Source organism: Martinezella tropici, assembly GCF_003287875.1.
GTDB lineage: Bacteria > Pseudomonadota > Alphaproteobacteria > Rhizobiales > Rhizobiaceae > Rhizobium > Rhizobium tropici_C.
Window position 1 is genome coordinate 194665 of the sequence record NZ_QMKK01000030.1, and the last position, 20942, is coordinate 215606.

Genomic DNA, 20942 nt, shown 5'->3' on the forward strand with positions numbered 1-20942 from the left:
CGATGCCGCCACGCCAGGACATATCGACCGATCAGAGCTTCCAGTCGCCCGGCCCGGAATTCCGCCCGGCCGCCTACTGGTTTTGGCATTCGATCCCCTCCGGCGCGGTGACACGGGAACAGCTTGCGGACTTCGTCGCCAAGGGTTTCGGCCGGATCTACATTCAGGCCAGGCTGGCAATGCCGAGGGAGGATTACCTCTCCAGAGCGTTCGTCGCCGCTTACCGAGATGCGGTGGAGGTAGCAAGCGAACTTGGTCTGCGCGTCGGCATCTATGACGACTATAACTGGATCAGCGGCCAGGCGGCCGGACGCACCGTGCAAGGCCGTGACGAGCTTCGCGAACGGCATCTGTTCTGGTGCGAGACGCCAGGTGCGACCGGTGAGATCAGCGGCATCGTCACGTCCTGGACAGCGGGAATGGGCCAGGACATTCTCGATTGGCAATATGACGAGGGGCGTCCCGCCTGGTGTGACTGGCAGATCGAGGCTGTTGCCCTCCACCCCTCGGAGGCTGTCGCATCCACGGGCGAAGCCTTGGTATTTTCCGGTTCCGTTGAGATTACCGGCACCAGTGACGACGATTGCGCATTCCGGATCTCAGGTGACGTCCCAGCCGGTTTCAAGGTTACGGTCTTCGTCAGCGCCCGCAGCCGCACCTCGCGCATCATCAATTATCTGCTGCCCGAGGCCGCCGAGGCCTTCATCACCCATGGTGTGGAACCATTGATATCGGCGCTCGACGGTCTCCTGCCCGATCCCGTCGATCAGATTTTCTACGACCAACCGGCTGCTGGCTTTTACAGCTGGAAACAGAAGAGCGGAAATCTGGAAAACAGCCTGCCATTTTCGGCTGCCTTTGCCAGCTCGCTCGCCAATCATACCGGCCGGCCGCTTGCCATTTCACTGCTTTCGCTGGTGGGCGATATCGGCCCGGAGACGGCGGTCATCCGCGCCAAGTCCTATGCGGCCCTGTCGCAGCAGATGAACCAAGCCTTCTTCGGCACGTTGCGCGTCTGGGCGGAGAAAAAGCATCTGCTGCTGACCGGCCACGAAATCCTGCCGCATGTCGGCAGTTTCGATCTCAACGGCACCTTCAAGGGCATCGACCCGCGCATCGCGCCAGCCGTCGATTTTTTCGGCATCGACGCTTACCGCCATCTGACGGCGGCGGACGCCAACAATTTCATACCGCAGCTTTCGCCGAAACTCGCGGATTCGGTTGCGCGCGCCAACGGGCGCGGCCGCTGCATGTTGGAGACCTACGCGACCGCCGAACGCACCACGTTTCGAGCCGCCGGGCAATGGGAGCTGACGCTCGAAACCCTGCGTGCGCACCTGATCCGCATGCATTTCATGGGCATGCGCCAGTCGATCTGGCACGGGCTCTACTTGTCGGCCGGAACCGCCGAGCCCTGCCCTTTCGTCAATCCGCGTTTCGACTTTGCGCCCGGCATCAATTTTGAGCCTTGGTGGTCGTTCCACGACCTGCTCGCCGACGAGACCGCAAGGCTCTCAGCCTTCATCGAGCCCGCGCGCCCGCTGACGCGCGTTGCTATTTTCTATCCGCTCCACACTGCGCTGGCGGAAGGTCCAAGACATGAGCATGCGGATCATGTCGGCGCCTGGTGCAGAGCGCTTCTGGAAAAGCGCATCGATTTCCTCTTCGTTTCCGAGGAAGCTATTGGTAAGGCCGCGATCGACGGTTCGCTGATCACGATCAGCGGCCAGACCTTCGATGCCGTCATCTTGCCTGCCGTCACGACGATCGGCGGCCTGAAAGCCATCCACGTTCTCGAACGTTTCACCGTTGCGGGAGGTATCGTTTGGTCATCCGGTGGCAGCGACCATTTCGTGCCGCTTGACGGCGAATGTTCAATCGACAATCCTTCGTCGAGGAGCCTCGCCCAACTGCCCACCAGCGAGGACGTCGAGGCGCTCCTGTCGGCCTTCGCCCGGCGAGGACCGATCTTGCTGACGGATCCCGCGCCGACGTTCTGGCGCTGGATCGGCGAGGATGCGGCGGGCTGGCGACTGGCGCTGTTCAACGACAGCGCCGAGCCCACAACGGAAGACTTCGCGCTGAATACGTGCTTTGACATCGCATCATGGGATTGCGCCACCGCCACGGAAACACGTCACGGCACATCATCTGATCTGTCGATCAGCCTTGAACCCCATGAACTACTCTGCTTGCGGCTTGTCCCGAGCCAGGAGCCCGCAAGCAAGCTAGCACTCTCACCCTCGGCACCCAATCGCACGGAGTGGGTCGGCGTTGCCCTTGTCGAGCAGTGGAGGCTGCGCTTCGAGGGAAACTCCGAACCGATCGATATCCGCGTCGATCGCGGCTGGGATGCGCAGGGGTTTGACGCAGTGTCAGGCACGGCAATCTATGCGCGGACGATTACCACAGGCGATGCCGGGCGCTACCAGCTGCAGCTGCCCATCGTCCATACCGCCGCCAGCGTCAGCATCGATGGCCGCCCGGCGGGAAGACGCGGCTGGCGCCCCTACCGCTTCGATCTGGGGCTACTTGAGCCGGGCGATCATCGTCTGGAAATTTCGGTCTCCTCCACGGCGGCAAATGCCTATTATGCCAGTACGCCGTTCAAGGGCGGCAAGGACGATCCCGCAGGGCTCGGCGCGCCTCCCATCCTTTTCTTTTCAGGACTGTAAGACATGCCTCAGCACACGACCATTCCCCTCAATCGCGCCTGGAATACCTGGAGCGACCGGCCGGCCGAGATGGTCTTCCTGCCGCTCGGCGTGCGCCTGACGCCGGTGCTCTATTCAAGCCGTAGCCGGACGACCTCCGCGATCGAGCCCCGTCACGACACGGTTCGCCTCGGGCGGCACGAGCTCGATGGTTCGGAAGTCTCGCTTGAGACCGAGCATACCGGCACCACCCTCTCCTTTCACTGGAGCAAGCCTGATCCCTTCGTGGTTACCGGCGGCTGGAGGGCACAGGCCTCCGCTGAGTGGGGGCTCCGCTTCTGGGTGACGCTGGCGATCTCCGCCGACGGTGCCACGGTCACCTACGACGAGGCAGCGGGCGCCGCCCTCATCAAGATCGGCCAGCGCTTCGTGGCCGTCGTCAGCGCCGAAAGTCCGGTGCAGGTGACCGGCCATGACAGCATTGCCGATCTAAGGCAGGATTTCGAGGCGAACGGCTATTTCTATCTCGCCAGCCGCAGCAATGCGGCGCCCGTCATCGGACTGCGTTTCAACCTCGAAATGATGCGCGACGGCAGCTATGCGGCGGCCGTCGCCGACCGCGCCGATCTTGCCATCGAGAAGGCACGGGCGGCCCTTGCCAGGAAGGCAGCGCCCGTGGCCGATCAGACAGACACCTTCCTCGCTGCGGTTCGCGATATCGTCGGCTGGAACACGATCTGGGACGAGACCAACAACCGGCCCTACACCGCCGTCACCCGCATCTGGAACCTCGGCAAGTTCGCCGTCTGGTACAATGACCAGACCTATGCCGCGCTTCTCTCCGGCCTGTTCGACATGGACATCGCCCGCGAAAACCTCGCGGCCGCCTTTGCCGGCGTGACGCCGCAGGGCAACGTCGCCTGCATCGTCACATCGAATGACGCATGGGTCGACCGCACGCAGCCGCCGCTGGGCTCGCTCGTTCTCTGGGATCTCTATCAACGCAGCGGCGAGCGCTCGATCGTCGAGGCGAGCTACGACGTCGTCGCCCGCGCTCATCGTTGGTGGTGGGATAACCGTGATCCGGATCGCCGCGGCATGATTTCCTGCGGCACATCCGATGTCGGTGAGTCGCTCTACAAGGGCACCGCCTTCGGAGCCCGCAACGAAACCGGCATGGACAATTCGGCCACCCATGACGAAGCGGTCTACGACCCGAATACGCGCTCCCTCTCAACCTTTGATCTCGGCCTGAACTGCGTCGTCGCACTCGATGCCGAAATGCTCGCCAAGCTCGCCGCCTTTCTCGGCAAGACTGTCGAAGTCGAAGAGTTCGAGGCTATCGCCGCCGGGCTGCGCCAGCGGATCAGTGAAGAACTCTGGGACGACAAGCGCAGGATCTTCGCCAACCGCCAGCGATCCGGCGCCTTCGTCAAGTCGCTCTCGCCCACCAGCTTCTATCCGCTGCTCTGTGGTGCCGCGAGCGACGAACAGGCCCGCCACCTGATGGTTCATCTTCAGGACAACAGCCTCTTTGCCGGTGAGTTCGGTCTTCCGAACGCCACCCGCAACGATCCGGCTTACGCAGAAAATGTCTATTGGCGCGGCCGCATCTGGCCGAATGTCAACTATCTCGTCTGGCTTGGCCTGAAGCGCTACGGCCTTGAACCGCAAGCGCAGAGGCTAAGAGCACAATCACAGGAACTTTTCCTCAAGTCCTGGGAAGGGAAGCGGATCGCGGCCGAGAATTACAATTCGCGGACCGGCGAGGCGATGGATCAGGGGGATACCGATCCCTTCTATATCTGGGCAGGCCTGTTGCCGCTCATGGCGATGTCCGATGTCGTCGATGTCGACCCTTGGGATGGTTGGACGATCAGCAACCGACAGCGAGATGCAAACTTGGGCACGATCGTCTCTCCGGCGGGACCGATGAGCGTTCGGATTGCAGACGGCCGCCTATTGCTCTCGATAAACGGCAAGCTTTTTCTCGAGACCAGCCTCCCCCTTCGACTTTCCGGCCTATCGATCGCGCCGGGTCACGTTCGTATGACGATTTCGCCGGTTGACCCAGGCGGTGTCCTTATCTTTCCTGGGCTCGATGCAGATGACGTCATGGGCATATATATCGATCGCATCGCAATCCCTTCCGAGCGGGTGGATGGTCCTCTCACCATAGCCATCGCCGCCTCTTCGGAAGCACGCAAATTGGAAATTTTCGTTGGAGCCGATACAAGCCGGATTTAACACTCGATATCAAGCCCGATTGTCGTAATATCGTCCATGGTGGGTGGCTCCTCTCTTGATGCCGTCGGAGGGCGCCATCCACCACATCAACTTAACGAAACTCGGACATCGATATGCGCTGACGGGTCATAACGAACCGTACTCTGCTCTATCGTAGCCACTGCTTTCCCGCCGAAATTATCGTCCACGCCGTCTGGCTCTCTTTCCGATTCCCTCTGAGCCTGCGGATGGTTGAGGGCATGATGGCGGCACGCGGGATCATCGTTTCGCATCAGACGATCCGGTCATGGGTTGAGAAATTCGGACGTGCCTTTGCCACGAAATCCGCCGCCGTTCAGCCGGCCGGCTCAATCTACCCATCAACCGTTCAAAAACGAAAACCCCGTTTTTTCTACCGTGAGTTCATCTCAGCAAGTTATTTTTTTGTTTAAATTTAGAATCTAATCTTAGCATCTGGGATGCATGTAGCGTTCGGTGATGCGCAGGAAGCGCAGGAATTGTTGCCGATGTGACGCCAGTCTTCGCGACGGACACGACAGCAACTCAGCGCGGTGGGTATCGATGAAGAACATGAAAATCTCGCTCCAGCTGTTTTTGCTGGTTGGAGCCATGATAACGACTTTCGCAGGCCTGACATTTCTCCAGATTCGGTCCTCAACGACGGCCATCTACCATGAGCGCTATGAAATGCTGCGCACGCAAGTGGAAACGGCTATCTCCGTATTGAAGGACTATCAAAGCCGGGTCGAGAAAGGCCAATTGTCGCTTGATGAAGCCAAGAAGCAGGCTTATGGCCAGCTCAACAAGATGACCTTCGAACCGGACGGATATTTCTACGGATACGACTACAATGTCGTGCTGGTCTTTCATCCGACCTCGCCGAGTGTCGGCCAAAGCAACAAAGGCGTGAAGGACGCCAACGGCTTTGCCTATCGTGACGAACTCGTTCGGCTGGGCCGGGCCGGCGGCGGCTATGTCGAGTTCATCGGGCCGAAGCCGGGCAAGGACCCGAATGACCGCAGCTACTCCAAAGCAAGTTATGCCAAAGTCTTCGAACCTTGGCAGATCGTCATCATTACCGGGCTTTATACGGACGATCTGAAAGAAGATATTCGCAATTCGACCATCAAGATAGTCGGTGGCTCCGCACTTGCGTTCCTGCTGGCGATTGCCGCAGCCTATTTCATCATCCGAGGTATTTCGCGTCCGCTCAATGCCATCCACGATGCGCTGAATGCCGTGGCCGATGAAGACGTCACCCTCGACATTCCCCACACCGACATGGGCAATGAAGTGGGCAAGATGGCGCGTGCGACCAAGGCCCTGCAGGAGAAAGTGCGCGAGCGCCATACCATGCTGGCACGGCAGGAAGAGCAGCAGCGCGAACTGGACGCCGAGCGCCAGCGCAATCTCGATGCTCAGCGCAAGGAAGCCGAAGAGCAAGCGCATGTGGTCGCCACCATCGGCGCCTCGCTCGAGCAGCTCTCTGTCGGCGACCTCACGGTTCGCTGCGCCGATCTGGGTCCAAAGTACGAGGGCCTGCGCCACAACTTCAACGACGCCCTTTCCCGCCTCGAACAGGCCATGAGCCGCGTCAACCTGAAAGGCGCCGACATCAGTGTTTCCAAGGAAGAGATCCGTCGCGCTTCCAACGAGCTTGCGCAACGCACCGAGCGTCAGGCCGCCAATCTGGAGGAGACCTCGGCAGCTCTCGATGAGCTGACGGTGGCGGTTCGCCAGACGGCGGAAGGTGCCAGGGAAGCTGCAAGCCGCGTCGCATCCGTCAGTCAGGAAGCGCGCCAGAGTGACGGTATTGTCGAGCAGGCGATCGCCGCCATGAGCGGTATCGAGCAATCGGCCACCGAGATCACCAAGATCATTGGCGTCATCGACGAGATCGCCTTCCAGACCAACCTGCTGGCCCTCAATGCGGGCGTGGAAGCGGCGCGCGCCGGCGACAGCGGCAAGGGCTTTGCGGTCGTCGCCCAGGAGGTGCGCGAACTTGCTCAACGCTCTGCCGCCGCCGCCAAGGAAATTAAGGAGCAGATCGCCCGCTCCACCGGCCAGGTTGAACAGGGCGTGCAAATGGTCGGTAAGACCGGCGAGGCACTAAAGCGGATTTCCAGCCAGATCACCGCTGCCGACGATATCGTCTCGAAAATCGCGCACAGCGCTCAGGAGCAGGATTCGACCCTGCGCTCGATTTCCTCTGCGCTCAACCAGCTCGACACCGCCACCCAGCAGAACGCCGCCATGGCGGAAGAAACCACCGCTTCGGCAGAAGTTCTCGCCAACGATACTGGCGACCTGCTGGATCTTATCCGAGGCTTCCGCACCAATAGCTCTGCAAGCGAACTACATAGAATAGGCCATCAGATGCGACGGGCAGGCTGAACAGGCCTTACCACGCCGCTGAACCTAGTCATGACCTCCACCAGAGGTGGAGATTTGAAACGCTGCGCTTGAACCGCTAGAAGCGGTATTGCTAGCGCTTAGTAGCTCCGATTGAAGAGGTCGGCAAAGTCGGAAGCTTTGTCGGCCTTTTCCTGATTACGGATATATTGTCTGACGACCTGCTCATTGTAGCCCTTCAGCGCGTGGGGGATTGATCCCCCGAAATTGCGGCCCGGAACAAAGCTTTCGCATGGCCGTTCGTTCTTGTGATGAGCGAAAGAGGAAAGGCCAAGCCCGGTGGCGATTAATCCAAGTCCACCGACACACAGGAACGCAAACGCCAATCACATCGCTCGACATTACGCCCGAAATCAATGGAGGAGTAGGTCATGGATCATAGCAACCACATACGACTGACCGAAGAAGAACTCACACAAGCCAATCTGGAAGGCGCATCGATCTATGATGCCGATGACCACAAGGTTGGTACGGTTGACCACGTGCATGGTGCCGGCGTCGGCAGCAGCGTCGTGATCGACGTTGGCGGTTTCCTTGGTATCGGTGCAAAGCCGGTGTCCGTTCGAGGGACCGATCTCGATTTCATGCGCGACGAAAGCGGCGAGATCCATGGCGTGACTTCCTGGACCAAGGACCAGCTGAAGGCAATGCCCGAGCATCGCGATTAGACACTGGAAGGGAGCTTCCGTATGGGGAAGCTCCCCTTCGAACCGAGATTTCCATACGCGAGAAATATCCAAGCGCGCCGGACACATTCGCTGCACCGAGCAGAACGAGAATGGTGCGCGGCGATAATAGCTCCCATTTTTCGTCACACGGTGACGTGATTTAAACGTCGATCGCGACGGCCGCGCCTCGTTCGTCCGCTTCCCTCATTCGTCGGTTTCAATGTCCGCTTTCTTCGGCCCGCAGCTGATCGATGGCATCCAACGCCTCGTCTGCCGACCATCCCGCACGTAGAGCCGCGGCGACGAGGCGGACTTCTACCTCCTGCTCCAGTTTGAGAAATGAAATCTCAAGCGCTTCTTTTGCCGTGAGGACATGATCATCATGGGGAACGACGTCAGGAATTCTTGCAGTCTTTGCCACGGCACTCTCCGTCAAATTGAGGGACAGTTTTCAATGGTTCCAATTCCGCGCTGGGCAGAATCGTTCTGTTTCAGCGTTTGTCCGGATTAAAAGATGTCTCGCTTGAATAAATTACTCCGAAGCTCCCCAAATGTTCCCAACAGACAACTCGGCGTCTAATATAAGCTCCGAGATTGATGAAGCCTACGAGCGGGCAGCAACGAAATGGCGATCTGCCGACGTTCGCAGCCTTCTTGCCGATCATCGGAAACCGATCGGTCCAATCGCGCCCTCCCCGCGTGAGGATCCGAACGCGGCCGGGTTCAACGCGAATTCAGCCATGGTGGTTTTCCTTCGATGGTAAGGCCTCGTTCTCATCCTCAGAGAGTGTAACGAACTCATCGTCCGTGCGGGGGCTGAACAAAACGCAAGGCGATCTCGGACGATGCGCAAAAACCGCGATCGGCAGAAACCCTTCCGGGATCTCCTCCTCAAACCATCGGTCACCGGCCTCGATGCACGCAATCCGCCCTCAAGACGAAGGATAGACGAGCAATCGCTTCCAGCGCTTTGACACGGGTCAGCCATGGCGCACCGTCCAACTTTTTACCTTTTTTTATCCCAGGTCCGACGACCGGCAATGCTAGTCCTTTTCCAGAGGCGCTGATGTGGATCGGCCCTCATTCTTGAAGAGGGAAAGCATCATGAAAAAACATCTTCTCATTACTGTCGCACTTCTTATGGCCATCTCTCCCGTAGCTGCCGAAGCGCGCTGCGTGCCGAACAACGCTGTCATCGCCGCAAAGGCTGTTCCCCTCATTCAGTACAAAAACACGATCATCGACGGTGTGAAGGTCTTCTACCGTGAAGCCGGCCCGAAGGACGCACCGGTCCTCCTTCTCCTGCACGGATTTCCCACCTCGTCACATATGTTCCGCAATCTCATTCCACTGCTCGCGGACCGCTACCACGTGATCGCACCGGACTATCCCGGTTATGGCCAGAGTGACGCACCCGATCACACCAAGTTTTCCTACACATTCGCGAACCTGACCAACATCGTCGACAAGCTGACCGAAAAGGTCGGAGCCGATCGATACAGCATGTACGTCATGGATTACGGCGCACCGATCGGATACCGCCTGGCGCTGAAACATCCGGAGCGGGTCGAAACCCTGATCGTGCAGAACGGCAATGCCTATACCGAAGGCCTCGCCGCATTCTGGGACCCGATCAAGGCCTACTGGGCCGAAAAGACGCCGGAACGTCGGGAAGCACTCGCCGGCCTGGTTACGCTCGAAACGACAAAGTTCCAGTATACCGACGGTATGGGCGATGTGGCACATATCAGCCCCGACAACTGGGTCATCGATCAGGCCCTGCTCGATCGACCTGGCAACAAGGATATCCAACTCGATCTCCTGGGCGATTACGGCAGCAACGTACCGCTTTATCCCCAGTTCCAGGCCTTCTTCCGCGATCATCAGCCGCCGACGCTGATCGTGTGGGGCAAGAACGACAAGATCTTCCCCGAGTCCGGCGCGCATCCCTATCTTCGCGATCTTCCGAACGCCGAGATGCACATACTCGACAGCGGCCATTTCGCTCTTGAGGACAAACTCGACGTGATGGCGCCACTCATCCGCGACTTCCTGGACCGCAAGGTTTGCAACTGATCCCTAGCTAATTCATAGCGCGGGGCCACCGGCCCCCGCGGCATCCGCCGTCACGTCGTCGGCGCAGTTTCTGCCGTATTAGTCAGCCGCTTCCAGGCGCTCAACGATGATCCGCTCTTCCGGGATTTTTATCAGCATCGCGAGATCGCGCCCGAAACCTGACCCAGCAGCTCAATCCCAAAGAAGGATAATGATCATGTATAATAGCAAATCCAAGCCAAGCGTGCTTCCGACGGGTGGCGGCGCGGCCCTGATCGATCCCTCCGACACCCTGATCCTGCTGCTCGATCAGCAATTGGGACTTTTTCAGACAGTCAAGGACATATGCGTCTCCGACCTGCGCCGGAATGTAGAGGTGATCTCTAGGCTCGCCACGCTCCTGAGCATCCCTGTCATCACCACGGCGTCGGAACCTGCGGGCATCAATGGTCCGCTGATACCCGAAATTCACGAACTGGCTCCGCATGCGGTCTATGTGCCACGCAAGGGGGAAGTGAACGCATGGGACAATGACGATTTCGTCGCAACGGTCCGCGCGGCCGGCCGAAACACTCTCATCATGGCAGGCGTCTGGACCAGCGTCTGCGTGATGTTCCCGGCGCTCGACGCGCGCGCCGCTGGCTATGACGTCTATGCGGTGCTCGATGCGTCGGGTGATCCGAGCGAAATGGCATCGCGTATTTCCCTTGGCCGTTTCGTTCAAGGCGGTGTCAAGCCGACATCGACCAACGCATTGGTATCCGAGCTTCACCGGACCTGGGCGCGACCGGAAGCTGCCGAACTCGGCAAGCTCTATGGACTCGTCGCTCCCAACTATGCTGCTGTGGCCGAAAGCTTTGCACGTGCGCAGCAGGCCGCGAGAGGGGCAATCTAGCACCGTATGCTTCCGACGCCCTTCGAGCCGACAACACGATGAGGATTCACTGATATGACGTATGGTTTTATGGATATCGCAATCACTCCTTCAGTTCGCAGGGCGCAGGCGGAAATGGGAGCGGATCGTCTGTGGTCCGACTTCACGGGACACCGCGAATTCGACCGATTTTCCGTAAGGGAAACCGCATTCATCGCACAGCGCGACAGCTTCTACATGGCCACGGTTTCCGAGACGGGCTGGCCCTATGTCCAGCACCGCGGCGGGCCTAAAGGCTTTCTCAAAGTGCTTGACGACCGCACGCTTGCCTTCCTCGATTACCGTGGCAATCGCCAGTATATCAGCACCGGTAATCTCGCGGAAAATGACCGGACATGCCTGTTCCTGATGGACTATCCCGCCCGCACGCGCCTGAAGATTTATGCCCGCACCGAAAAGCTGGCGCTCGACGCGGATCCAGTGTTCACGGCGAGCATCACCGACGGTGATTACCGAGCCAAGGCCGAACGAATTTTCAAGCTCAAGCTTGAGGCGTTCGACTGGAATTGTCCGCAGCACATCGAGCCACGATATACGGAAGCCGAATTTCTCGCGGCCTCACAACATCTGATCGACAAGGTTACCCAGCTCGAGCAGGAAAATGCGTCGCTTCGCGAGCGCGTTGACGTGCGCACAAAAGATTGAGGCGCCAAGATCAGCGCACATCCATTGCGGCCATGGCAAGGCGGGTGCGTCTGGTCGCGGCGCCTGCCCCCATGGCAACGGCACTATCCAAGGACTTCTGGAAATAGCGCGTTGCATGGTGTGGGCGGGCGTTTCCGGCTTCAATCATTCCCGCAACGCGCCAGAGATCAGGATGCCACCATCGTTCCTCACGTATCCCGATTTCGCCAAGTACGGCGCGCAGGCTGTTTTCGGCAAGTTGCATCTCGCCGGCGGCTATATAGGCCTCCGCCAACAGGCTGCGGTAGAATGGGACGCGAGCACGCCAGCTTCCCCGCAGCAATCCAGTAATGCTGTCCTGCATCAAGGTGAAACCTGCTTTGTCACCCCGAGCCGACTGGATGGCGCCGGCGAAAAACGTGGCTGTCCCCTCGTAAATGCCGACGCTCTCACGGCGGCTGACGTCGGCCAGCTGCAGCTGAAGCTGCGAAGCGGTTTCGAGATTGCCGTCCACGAAAGCAATCGGCAACCCCGCCAGAGAGATCGCATTGCCAAGGGAAATCATGTGGTCAAGATCGACAGCACGTTCGATCGCCAGACTGGCTAGATCGGAGGCGCGATCAGAATCACCCCGTAACCAGGACACGAGCGCCAGAGATAGGCGTATGCCGGCCGGCAAGTCGACCTGGAACCTGGATAGCCCATAACCTTCTTTCACGTGTCCCCAATCATTCATCAGCGCCTCCAGATGGGCTGATGCCGAATCCAGTTCACCTGCGTAGATCTGGATATGCGCCAACAGTCGCTTCCCGTCAGGCGCGGTCGCCCAGTCCAAACCCTTTGCCGCTGCAAAATCGTTCATGCTGCGTAGCGCCGTACGCGGCCGGCCAGAATAGGCCAGAAAGACGGCCTGTCCGCAGACCGCGCGTACCTGAAACTCGGCATCGCGCGACCCGTTCGCATGAAAAATGCTCTCGCGCCAAGCGTCGTCGGTTTGCGGGTGCATATGGCGCGCAAGTGTCATGGCCCAGGCCCGTGCGGTCGACAGCTTTGTTCGCCCCGACGATGCAAGCCCTACCAGGGCAGTGCTGTTCGAGCTTGCAAGATCGATGGCCTCCAGCATCTCTCTGAAAGCGGAAAGCTCTTGCCAAAGCGGCAATGCAGCGACCACCAGTTCGGCACCCAATGCGGCGTCGCCTGCAGGATCGAACGCCCAGCCGATCGCAGAACGCACGTCATCGATCTGCCTCCGATACTTCCCGAGCCATTCACGAGACGTCTGCGATGACCATTCCCGTTCGGCAATCTGCAGCTTGTCCCTTGTTCGAACGGCGAATTGGCGTCTTGCCTTCCCCGTGTGGGGTGAACCTAACAGACGCCGCGCGGCATAGGTGCCAGTGCTTTCGGCAAGCCTATAGTACATAGTGGAACCATCATACTCCGCCGAAACAAGCGATTTGGCCACAAGCTGTGACAGTGCATCCCGCCCGGTCATAGGCTCGAGCGCGCCGGCAGAATACATGGCCTCCACGTCCTCAGTGCTAAACCGACCTGAAAACACCGAAAGCAGACCGAGCAATACAGCCTCGCGGTCAGGAAGAAGCCGATAGCTCCAGTCGAGGGTCGCCTCCAGAGATTGGTGGCGCAAGGGTGCATCCCTCGCTCCCCGATTCATGGTATCGAAGCCATCCTTGAAGAGGTCATCGAGCGCCGAGGGTGCAAGGGCACTGGCGGTGCCGGCGGCCAGTTCGATGGCTAGTGCCAACCCGTCCAGGCGTGTGCAGATCGAAACGACGCTTCGGACATAATCGTCGGAAGGCTCGAGGTTGCCTGAACCGCACGCCTTTGAAATGAACAGCTGGATCGCGGGAAACTGCAGCGCGTCGCCGGTGGAAAGCGCCGTCGTCTGGTCCGGATAAGCGAGTCCGGTGAGGAAATGGATCTGCTCGTGCCGCGTCCGTAGTGGCTCGCGGCTGGTTGCAATGATACGGGCAGCAGGAAGTTCCGCTGATATCCGCTCGACAACTGTTGCCGCCATCGCAATGACGTGCTCACAATTGTCTACAACTAGAATTAACTTGTTACTGCGAAGGACTTCGATCACGCCTGCAATAGGATCGTCAAATCCGAGGGAGACACCGAAAGCGGACGCGATCGCCGGCACCACAAATCGCGGATCGCTGAGTGTAGAGAGGTCCGCAAAGGCAACGGCCTCGCCTGCCCCACCGGATTGCTGAGCAACCGCGACCGCAAGAGACGTTTTTCCGGCTCCGCCCGGCCCAACAATGGTGACATAACCCGGTTGATCGAGCTTCTCGGAGATTTGTCGGATCGCGTCTTCGCGGCCGAGAAGCTGCCGCGCTCGAGGAGCAGCGATATGGTGACTTGTGCTTGAAACGACTTGCCGTGCTGGCGCCGGGCGGTCGATTTCCAAGGCGGCGACGAACTTGTATCCCCGCCCTGTGATGGTTGTGATGTACTCCGTGACAGGATCGAGTTCAGCCAGCGAACGTCGGAGATTGCCGACATTGACCTTCAAGTTATGGTCGTGAACAAAGTAGTCAGGCCAAACATGCGCGAACAGATCGGCTTTGCTGACCACCTCGCCAGCCCGCGCTACGAGCAGCGTCAGTATATCGAAACCTCGCCCGCCGAGGGGGACAGGCTTCCCCTTGTGCAGGAGGGCTTGGGCCTCGGGCAGCAACCGGAAATCGCCGAACTGATAGGCGCTTTGCTTCGGCAAAGCACTGCCGTCATTCGTCACTACGACCTCACATACCCGTAAAAAGCTAGACTTTACACCGCACTAGCCTATTTGCAAGCCGTACGGAGAGATCGTCGCAAACTCGCGCAATGCGGGTCGCAACGAGATTTATGGCTCTTTCAAATCAGATATAAGAGAGACCTGCCGATGGCATAGGGTGCAATTGCTCAACACTTGCCATTTGACGATTGAGACCCATGTGCAGAAAATTGCAGCTGCTATTTCCCGTCCTGAAGCGAATGATCCCCTTATCCCGCCCCAGCGAGGTTTCTGGCTTAGGAGCACTCTCTTGAATCCTTGTTCTTCTGATCACCCCTGCCCTACGATGGAAGATGCCATTGAGGCCAAGGCGTTCATTGATCTGCATCAGGCCTCCCATGGGCGATTGCCGGATGAGGAACGATTCGAGTGCGTTTCCATCAATGGCGGATGCACGATCTCACTTCCACGCGCGCCTGCCCTCGGCCTCAATCGCATCCTCGGTCTCACGGCGCCGGAAAACCTCGACGAAGCATACACTTGGATGCGCAAAAAGGAGGGGAATCGATTTTTGCAGGTCAACATCGACACTGCGTCCGACGAGTTGAGACATTGGATCCAGTCGAAAGGATTGGTCCCGCATGGTCCTGGGTGGGCAAAACTGGGGCGAAACGCACACGCTATGTCTCTTCCACCGGCAGGACCTGTAAAAACACGCAAAGTTTTGCGCGATGAAGCCGAGGCATTCGGCGCTATGATGTGCGCCGGGTTTGGTTTTCCCGAAAGCCTCACCGCGCTATGGGCCGCAATCGTTGGAAGAGACGGATGGTCGTGCTTCTTCGCGTTGGACGGAGAAACACCCGTTGGAACTGGAACAATGTTTGTTTCAGGATCTTTTGCCTGGCTCGGCGGGGGAACGACGGTTCCGAGCTTTCGAAACCGGGGTGCGCAGAAAGCCTTGATTCACGCTCGCTTACAAGAAGGCACGGTCCGTGGCGTGTCGACTTTCGTGGTCGAAACCGAGGTCCCCTCGCCTGAAAAGGCCAACATTTCGAACGCCAACCTGGCAAAAATGGGATTCGTGCATCTCTATAACCGCAGCAACTTCATTCTGTGACGATGTCTGGCGCGGGCAACGCACTCCAATTTGCAATCATTGAGGTCGGGATTATCTCCGTGGTGCCAGCTTTGCTCTTGATCGTGCGGCCGGTTTCGACGGTTTCGGTGGCGTCCGCGGCAGAAAGTTGAAGGTCTCCGGTGGTCGGATTGTTCATGTCGTTTGAGCATGAGTTGACGCGAGCGCATCATGCGCGGCGGCAATATCCGCGCTGCCGCTGCTGTCGCAGCGGTCGCAGATGTCCTTCAGCTCCGCCAGGGCCAATACAGGATCGCCGATCTCCTTCGCAAGCTTGACGCGGCTCGTTGCCGCGCGCAGAGCAAATCCGATTGCGCCACTCTCACGACCCAGGTCTATCGCATCTCGAAGGTGCCGCATCGCGCCGTTTGCATCTCCATCCCGCCAGCATACCAGACCCTGAAGGTGCAGTAATTCGGCGTCGCACCATCGGTCTCCGCGCTGCCGACTGTAGTTCACGCCCTCATCGATACTCTGGCGAGCAACCGTGACTTGATCGTGCGAAAGCGCCGCGTGAGCGAGCATCACGTACCGTAGGGGTAAATGGATGAGAAAATTGCACTCGCGAATGGCGGCTATTGCATCCCTCAACCGTTGAACCGCCTCCGCGTCTCCGCGTGCGGCATCAATCGCCGCCTGATGAAAGCGGGCGAATGGCGGCCAGGTGTCGATCTGGCGGGACTTCAGGCGCTCGGCCAGCAGCGATGCTCGTTCCTGCGCTAAATCAATTCGCCCGCACAGCAAGGCTATTGGCGTGGCCGCGACTGCAAGCGAATGCGCGCAAGACAAGTCGTGGTTCAAAGTCAGCGCGGCGTTCAATGCTTCCTCCGCAATCTCAAGTGCACGCCGATGCTGGCCGACCACCCAAGTGGACAACGAAAGATGATTTCGGAAATTGACGAACCTGTCGATCTGGAATCTCGAGGTCTGACCGCCATTGCCGAAAGTCGCATGCTCACGAGCCAGACGCTCGAGACCCGCATGCCCGGATCTGATGTTCCCTTGATAGAATTCGCACGTAAACAACTCCCGATCGGCATTGGGAGCCGCGGAATAATCGCCTACGGACGCCATGAAGCGGCGGAGATCGGCAATCGTCTCAAACGCCCTTTGATGAAAGCCCATGGCGGTCTGCACCATTGCCAGGCCCATCTTGGTTCGAAGACAGTGTTCCACGCTTCCGGCTTCCAAAGCGAGCTTGAAACCCCTCGTCCAAGTTACCTCGAGTTCATCACCGAAAGGATAGCGATAACAAAGATTCCAACCATAGGCCGCGACCAGCTTCATGCGGAGCAGAAGGTGATCACCGGGCAGGTCGTCCAGCACGGACAGCGCGCTTTCGACCCGTGACCCGCTTTCCACCATCGTCGAGAATTCTACCCAGAACGGCAAAGCGGCAACGGTTAGCCGCACCCCAAGTTCGGCCTGTCCTTCCGAGCGATAAGCCCAATCGATCATGCGACGGAGGTCCGCGCTCCAGCCGCCATAGAGCGCCATCCAGTCTTCGCGCGGCCGCCACGTCCATTCTTTTTCTGCTCTTTCGAACAACGCGAGAATGAAGCGGCCATATGCGATCATCGCGACCTGTTGCTCGCCCTGCGCAATCAGCCGTTCGTTGGCGAAAGCTCGTGTACTGTCGAGCAACCGGTATCGGCGACGCCTCCCCGTGTAGTTGACCGACACCATGGATTTGGCCGCGAGGGCTTCCAGCCACGCGGTGACATCCTGCTCATCCGCCAGATATCCGAAGGCGTCGATGGCATCATCGAGCGCAAAGGTGCCGCCAAAAAGCGAAAGATGACGGAGTAGCCGCGCCTCGCTCTCCGAAAGCAGCCGGTAACTCCAGCTGAGCGTCGCCGTCAGCGTCTTGTGTCGGGACATGCCATTTCCGCGTGATGCCAACGCTTCGAAGTCACGCTCAAGCATTTGCAGCAGCCCTGCGGGACCGCTTTCCTTGAGTTGCGGAGCCGCCAGTTCGATCGCCAGCGCAATACCGTCGAGACGCCGGCTCAAACTCGCGAGCGCCGGGACATCCGCGTCCTTCAGTCGATAGCCATGCGCCTCTGCACGCCGAACCAGCAATTCGATCGCCGAAAAGGCCATTGCCGACCCGGCATCCAGAAACGCGTCCTCGGGCGGACACTGCAGAGGGGGAAGCCGATGGACCGTCTCGAACCTGCATCGTAATGGCTCGCGGCTTGTCGCGATGATATTCAGCCTGTGCAATGCGTGGTTCAGATGATCGGTTATGCCGGCTACGGTCGCTAAGACGTGCTCGCAATTATCGAGGACCAGAAGCTGGTTCTGGTCGCGCAACGCGTCAACGAGACCTTCCAGCGCATCGATCGGCTGGCTTTCGATGCCGAGCGCGCGGCTGATGGCCAGGACGACAAGCTGTCCATTCTCGATCGCAGCCAGGTCAACGAAGCACACGGCTTGCGCCTCGGTGTCACCGATGTTTCTTGCGGCTGCGATAGCGATGCTGGTCTTGCCGACGCCGGCAGGGCCGACGATCGTCAGCAGCCGGGTTTGGCGCAGCGCCTCGACAATTCCCGCCAGCGCATCGGCGCGTCCGACCAGCGGCTTTGACGGCGGAAGCGCCCCGTCAATCTCCTTGATCGACGCGGGAAGCGTTGCCTCCCGTGGACCCAGCACCGTCAGTGGCGCAATGAAGCGATACCCCCGCCCCGGGACGGTCGCTATGCAGGGAACATCAATGCCGTTGGCCTGCAGCGCGCGGCGCAGAGCAGCAATGTTGACCTTGAGGTTGCTTTCCTCGACGAACAGGTTGGGCCACGCCGCGTTAAGGAGTTCGTTCTTGTTGACGACCTGGCCTGGCCGGCGCACAAGCGCGTGAAGCAAATCCATGGCGCGCGATCCGAGGCGGATCGGAATATCGCCGCAAAGCAGCGATTGCCGAGCGGGCGTGAAACGGCAGTTGCCGAAGCAATAGGTCGTGGCATCGATCGCATCAGCCCCTTCCACTATCCCCCCTTCGCGGCGGCAATTGCGAGGGCGCAATGCGTCGCAGATGCGCGCTCTGACGACGACAGGCCGCCGAATGAATTTCGGGCTATTCCGAGCCTAATAGCCTTATACCAGCAAATTCACCTTTTTTAACCGACCATGTCGGTGCCGCGATGATATCAAGGTGGCGGGCCGATCAGGTGAAGGAAATCCCGCGGGGTTTGCGCAGGTCCGACTTTATTCAGCAGGTTTGAGCTTCCGGTGGTCATTGTTGGCCATGATTGTTTGTGCCTGGATCCGGATTAATCGAGGAACATAGGGCATGCCCCGCACGCTCAGCACACTGACATTATCGGACGCCAAGCAGATGCTTGAGGCGGGTGAGGCAAAGGCGGCCAACCTTGGCATTCCCTACAACATCGCCGTGGTCGATGCAGGTGGCGCGCTGATCGCATTCGCGCGTCAGGACGGCGCGCTCGAAGGGAGCATCGATCTTGCCATCGGTAAGGCGAAGACGGCACGAATGTTCAACAAGACGACTGAATTTCTCGCTGAACTGGCACAGCCCGGAGGGCCGCTGTTCGGGATAGAGCAGAGCAATGGCGGTCATGTCGTGATTTTCGGCGGCGGTTTGCCCGTCACGATCGACGACCAGATCGTCGGTGCCGTCGGGACCAGCGCCGGTTCGATCGAGCAGGACATCGCGGTCGCCGAAGCGGCGGTCGCTGCGATCACTACGAATCCAACATCGTGAAGGACCAGTGATGAAAGCTGCGCGCATTCTAGAATACAAGAGGCCCCTCGTCCTCGGGGACATCAAGGTTCCGGACATTCAGCCCGACGAGATTCTCGTGAAGGTCGCCGCCTGCGGCATGTGCCGTTCGGACGTGCTGCTGATCGATGGCTTTTTTCAGGGCTATGGCGATATTCCGCCCCCCGTTATTCCTGGCCATGAGATTACCGGCACGGTCGATAAGATCGGCGGCGTCGTGGCCAAGGCCGCAGGGCTTGAGGAAGGCGACCATGTGGTTGTGTCCCCCGGCTGGGGCGATGGCGTCTGCAAGCATTGCCAAGTCGGCAACACGCACATCTGCCCGAATGTCCGCTGGCCAGGCTTTGGTCCTTATGGCGGCTTTGCCGAGTATATCCCCGTACCGGCGCGTTATGCGATCAAGGTCGCCAAGCATCTCAAGTTCGAGCAGCTTGCACCACTGACGGACGCCGGGCTAACTCCGTACCGCGGGCTTAAGAAGATCCGCGATGCCGGCGGGCTCGGACCCGACCGGGTGATCGGCGTATTCGGCATCGGTGGCCTTGGCGCTTATGCCGTCCAATATGCCAAGCTGCTGGGCGCAGGCGGCCCTGTCGTCGCCGTCGCGAGGAACGAGGAGAAACTCCAGGTCGCGAAGAAATATGGCGCCGACCACATCATCGCGCTCGAAGGCAAGTCCTCCGACGATGTGGGAAAGGAGCTTAAGAAGGCGACCGGCCAGGACAAGTTCGACGCGATCATCGACTGCGCGGGTGCTACGGAAATGATGCAGCTCGCCTTCTCACGTCTCGCGATCGGCGGGCATTATGTCGATGTCGGCTTCATCGGCGACCGGATCAACATTCCGTTGTTCCCACGCGTCCACGGGGAGCAGACTTTTCACGGCTCTTTCTGGGGAAACAATGCTGATCTCATCGAGGTCATGGCACTCGCGGCAGAGGGCAAGATCCAGCACACGATCAAGATGATCTCCTTCAACGATATCAACGAATATATCGATCTCATGCGGGACAATAAGATCGTCGGTCGGGCGGTCGTCACATTCTGACAGCATGGATCGCGACAATAAAGTCGAGCCACATGTTTGGGAGATGATCATGACCCAGCATGTCCTGTTCATCGTTACCAACGCAGCTAATCGATCCCCAAAGTCGCAAGACCGGCTTCTTCTTTGCAGAGATCGCCCATCCTTTCGACGTGCTGGATGACGCCGGCTTCGCGATTGAACTCGCCTCGCCCGCCGACCGATGGCCCCTACGGCGCGTTTGACGATAACGACCCTGCCAAGAAGGCGTTCTTCGAGAGCAAGGCCTTTCGCCGGTTCAATCGTAGCCGCAAACTCTCCGAGGTGGATGCCGGCGACTACGATGCCATTCTAGTGCCCGGCGGCCTCGGACCTACGGTCGACATCCAGCGCAATGCGGAGGTCCAGCAGGCGATCGTGCGGGCCTGGACGACCGGAAAGCTCGTGACCACCGTTTGCCACGGCCCCTTTGCTCTGCTTGGCGTCGATCTCGGTGACGGCACGCCGTTCGTGCGCGGAGCGCGATGCTTTGCGGCTCGTTTTCGCGAAACTGTGTCCGATTCCAGGAGACAGATGTAGACGCATCGATCATCAAGGGAACGCCCGTTCAAGCACACATATGTGGCTTTATAAATCTTGACATTTTTTATCATGTTACTTAGCGGTAGTTGTGCCGATGGCCGCAGTTCGTGGGATCAGGCGCCGAC

The 20942-nt window shown here is 59.2% G+C and carries 15 protein-coding genes and 4 pseudogenes; 13 read left to right on the forward strand and 6 right to left on the reverse strand.

Translation table 11 applies throughout. The annotated features are described in order from the left end of the window. Positions 1 to 2: 2 nt before the first annotated feature. The 4 genes and pseudogenes from DQ393_RS12435 (at position 3) to DQ393_RS12450 (ending at position 7295) form a co-directional block, all read left to right on the forward strand. Positions 3 to 2675 carry a carbohydrate-binding protein gene (locus DQ393_RS12435; RefSeq protein ID WP_112342080.1) on the forward strand — a complete coding sequence of 891 codons (2673 nt, stop codon included), beginning with the start codon at positions 3 to 5 and terminating at the stop codon, positions 2673 to 2675. A gap of 3 nt (positions 2676 to 2678) precedes the next feature. After that, positions 2679 to 4901, forward strand: a complete 2223-nt coding sequence (locus DQ393_RS12440; RefSeq protein ID WP_112342081.1) for an MGH1-like glycoside hydrolase domain-containing protein — start codon at positions 2679 to 2681, stop codon at positions 4899 to 4901. Positions 4902 to 5029: 128 nt separating this feature from the next. Next, positions 5030 to 5244: pseudogene (locus DQ393_RS12445) on the forward strand (IS6 family transposase); the annotation flags it as partial. Positions 5245 to 5462: 218 nt separating this feature from the next. Then, positions 5463 to 7295: a methyl-accepting chemotaxis protein gene (locus DQ393_RS12450; RefSeq protein WP_112342082.1), complete on the forward strand. Its 1833-nt coding sequence runs from the start codon at positions 5463 to 5465 to the stop codon at positions 7293 to 7295. 98 nt (positions 7296 to 7393) lie between these two features. Here the strand turns inward: DQ393_RS12450 and DQ393_RS34305 are convergent. Then, positions 7394 to 7489, reverse strand: a pseudogene (locus tag DQ393_RS34305) (IS200/IS605 family transposase); the annotation flags it as partial. 195 nt (positions 7490 to 7684) lie between these two features. On the opposite strand from DQ393_RS34305, the gene DQ393_RS12460 reads away from it, so the two are divergent. Next, the gene (locus tag DQ393_RS12460; RefSeq protein ID WP_112342083.1) at positions 7685 to 7981 is read left to right on the forward strand and encodes a PRC-barrel domain-containing protein; all 297 of its coding nucleotides are present in this window, start codon (positions 7685 to 7687) and stop codon (positions 7979 to 7981) included. Positions 7982 to 8198: 217 nt separating this feature from the next. Here DQ393_RS12460 and DQ393_RS12465 read toward each other — a convergent pair whose 3' ends face one another. Further along, positions 8199 to 8402, reverse strand: a complete 204-nt coding sequence (locus DQ393_RS12465; RefSeq protein WP_112342084.1) for a hypothetical protein — start codon at positions 8400 to 8402, stop codon at positions 8199 to 8201. Positions 8403 to 9085: 683 nt separating this feature from the next. On the opposite strand from DQ393_RS12465, the gene DQ393_RS12475 reads away from it, so the two are divergent. From DQ393_RS12475 to DQ393_RS12485, 3 genes are all read left to right on the forward strand, one after another. Continuing rightward, entirely contained in the window at positions 9086 to 10057 is a 972-nt protein-coding gene (locus DQ393_RS12475) for an alpha/beta fold hydrolase (RefSeq protein WP_112342085.1), read from the forward strand. A 196-nt stretch (positions 10058 to 10253) separates the two neighbouring features. Then, positions 10254 to 10931: an isochorismatase family protein gene (locus DQ393_RS12480; RefSeq protein ID WP_112342086.1), complete on the forward strand. Its 678-nt coding sequence runs from the start codon at positions 10254 to 10256 to the stop codon at positions 10929 to 10931. A 54-nt stretch (positions 10932 to 10985) separates the two neighbouring features. Next, positions 10986 to 11615 carry a pyridoxamine 5'-phosphate oxidase family protein gene (locus tag DQ393_RS12485; RefSeq protein WP_112342087.1) on the forward strand — a complete coding sequence of 210 codons (630 nt, stop codon included), beginning with the start codon at positions 10986 to 10988 and terminating at the stop codon, positions 11613 to 11615. Between the two features lie 10 nt (positions 11616 to 11625). On the opposite strand, the gene DQ393_RS12490 is transcribed toward DQ393_RS12485, so the two are convergent. Beyond that, a complete protein-coding gene (locus tag DQ393_RS12490) occupies positions 11626 to 14358 on the reverse strand; it encodes an ATP-binding protein (RefSeq protein ID WP_112342088.1) in 2733 nt (910 codons plus the stop codon). Between the two features lie 289 nt (positions 14359 to 14647). On the opposite strand from DQ393_RS12490, the gene DQ393_RS12495 reads away from it, so the two are divergent. After that, positions 14648 to 15454, forward strand: a complete 807-nt coding sequence (locus tag DQ393_RS12495) for a GNAT family N-acetyltransferase (RefSeq protein WP_112342089.1) — start codon at positions 14648 to 14650, stop codon at positions 15452 to 15454. On the opposite strand, the gene DQ393_RS33405 is transcribed toward DQ393_RS12495, so the two are convergent. Then, positions 15444 to 15611 (reverse strand): hypothetical protein, encoded by a 168-nt coding sequence (locus DQ393_RS33405; protein WP_181592334.1) that lies wholly within the window; start codon positions 15609 to 15611, stop codon positions 15444 to 15446. The two genes, DQ393_RS12495 and DQ393_RS33405, sit on opposite strands and share 11 nt — an antisense overlap. After that, positions 15608 to 17575, reverse strand: coding sequence for an ATP-binding protein (locus DQ393_RS12500; protein ID WP_245430332.1), 1968 nt, complete (start codon positions 17573 to 17575; stop codon positions 15608 to 15610). The genes DQ393_RS33405 and DQ393_RS12500 overlap by 4 nt, the downstream gene beginning before the upstream one ends. Positions 17576 to 17743: 168 nt before the next feature. Between DQ393_RS12500 and DQ393_RS33815 the strand changes: the two genes are divergently transcribed. Beyond that, a complete protein-coding gene (locus DQ393_RS33815) occupies positions 17744 to 18061 on the forward strand; it encodes a hypothetical protein (RefSeq protein ID WP_245430333.1) in 318 nt (105 codons plus the stop codon). Between the two features lie 93 nt (positions 18062 to 18154). On the opposite strand, the pseudogene DQ393_RS34110 reads toward DQ393_RS33815, so the two are convergent. After that, positions 18155 to 18457, reverse strand: a pseudogene (locus DQ393_RS34110) (winged helix-turn-helix domain-containing protein); the annotation flags it as partial. Positions 18458 to 18761: 304 nt separating this feature from the next. Between DQ393_RS34110 and DQ393_RS12505 the strand changes: the two are divergent. From DQ393_RS12505 to DQ393_RS12515, 3 genes and pseudogenes are all read left to right on the forward strand, one after another. Continuing rightward, positions 18762 to 19193 (forward strand): GlcG/HbpS family heme-binding protein, encoded by a 432-nt coding sequence (locus DQ393_RS12505; protein WP_112342091.1) that lies wholly within the window; start codon positions 18762 to 18764, stop codon positions 19191 to 19193. Positions 19194 to 19203: 10 nt separating this feature from the next. Next, the gene (locus DQ393_RS12510; RefSeq protein WP_112342092.1) at positions 19204 to 20259 is read left to right on the forward strand and encodes an NAD(P)-dependent alcohol dehydrogenase; all 1056 of its coding nucleotides are present in this window, start codon (positions 19204 to 19206) and stop codon (positions 20257 to 20259) included. A 49-nt stretch (positions 20260 to 20308) separates the two neighbouring features. Beyond that, a pseudogene (locus DQ393_RS12515) lies at positions 20309 to 20760 on the forward strand (DJ-1/PfpI family protein); the annotation flags it as partial. Positions 20761 to 20942: the final 182 nt, after the last annotated feature.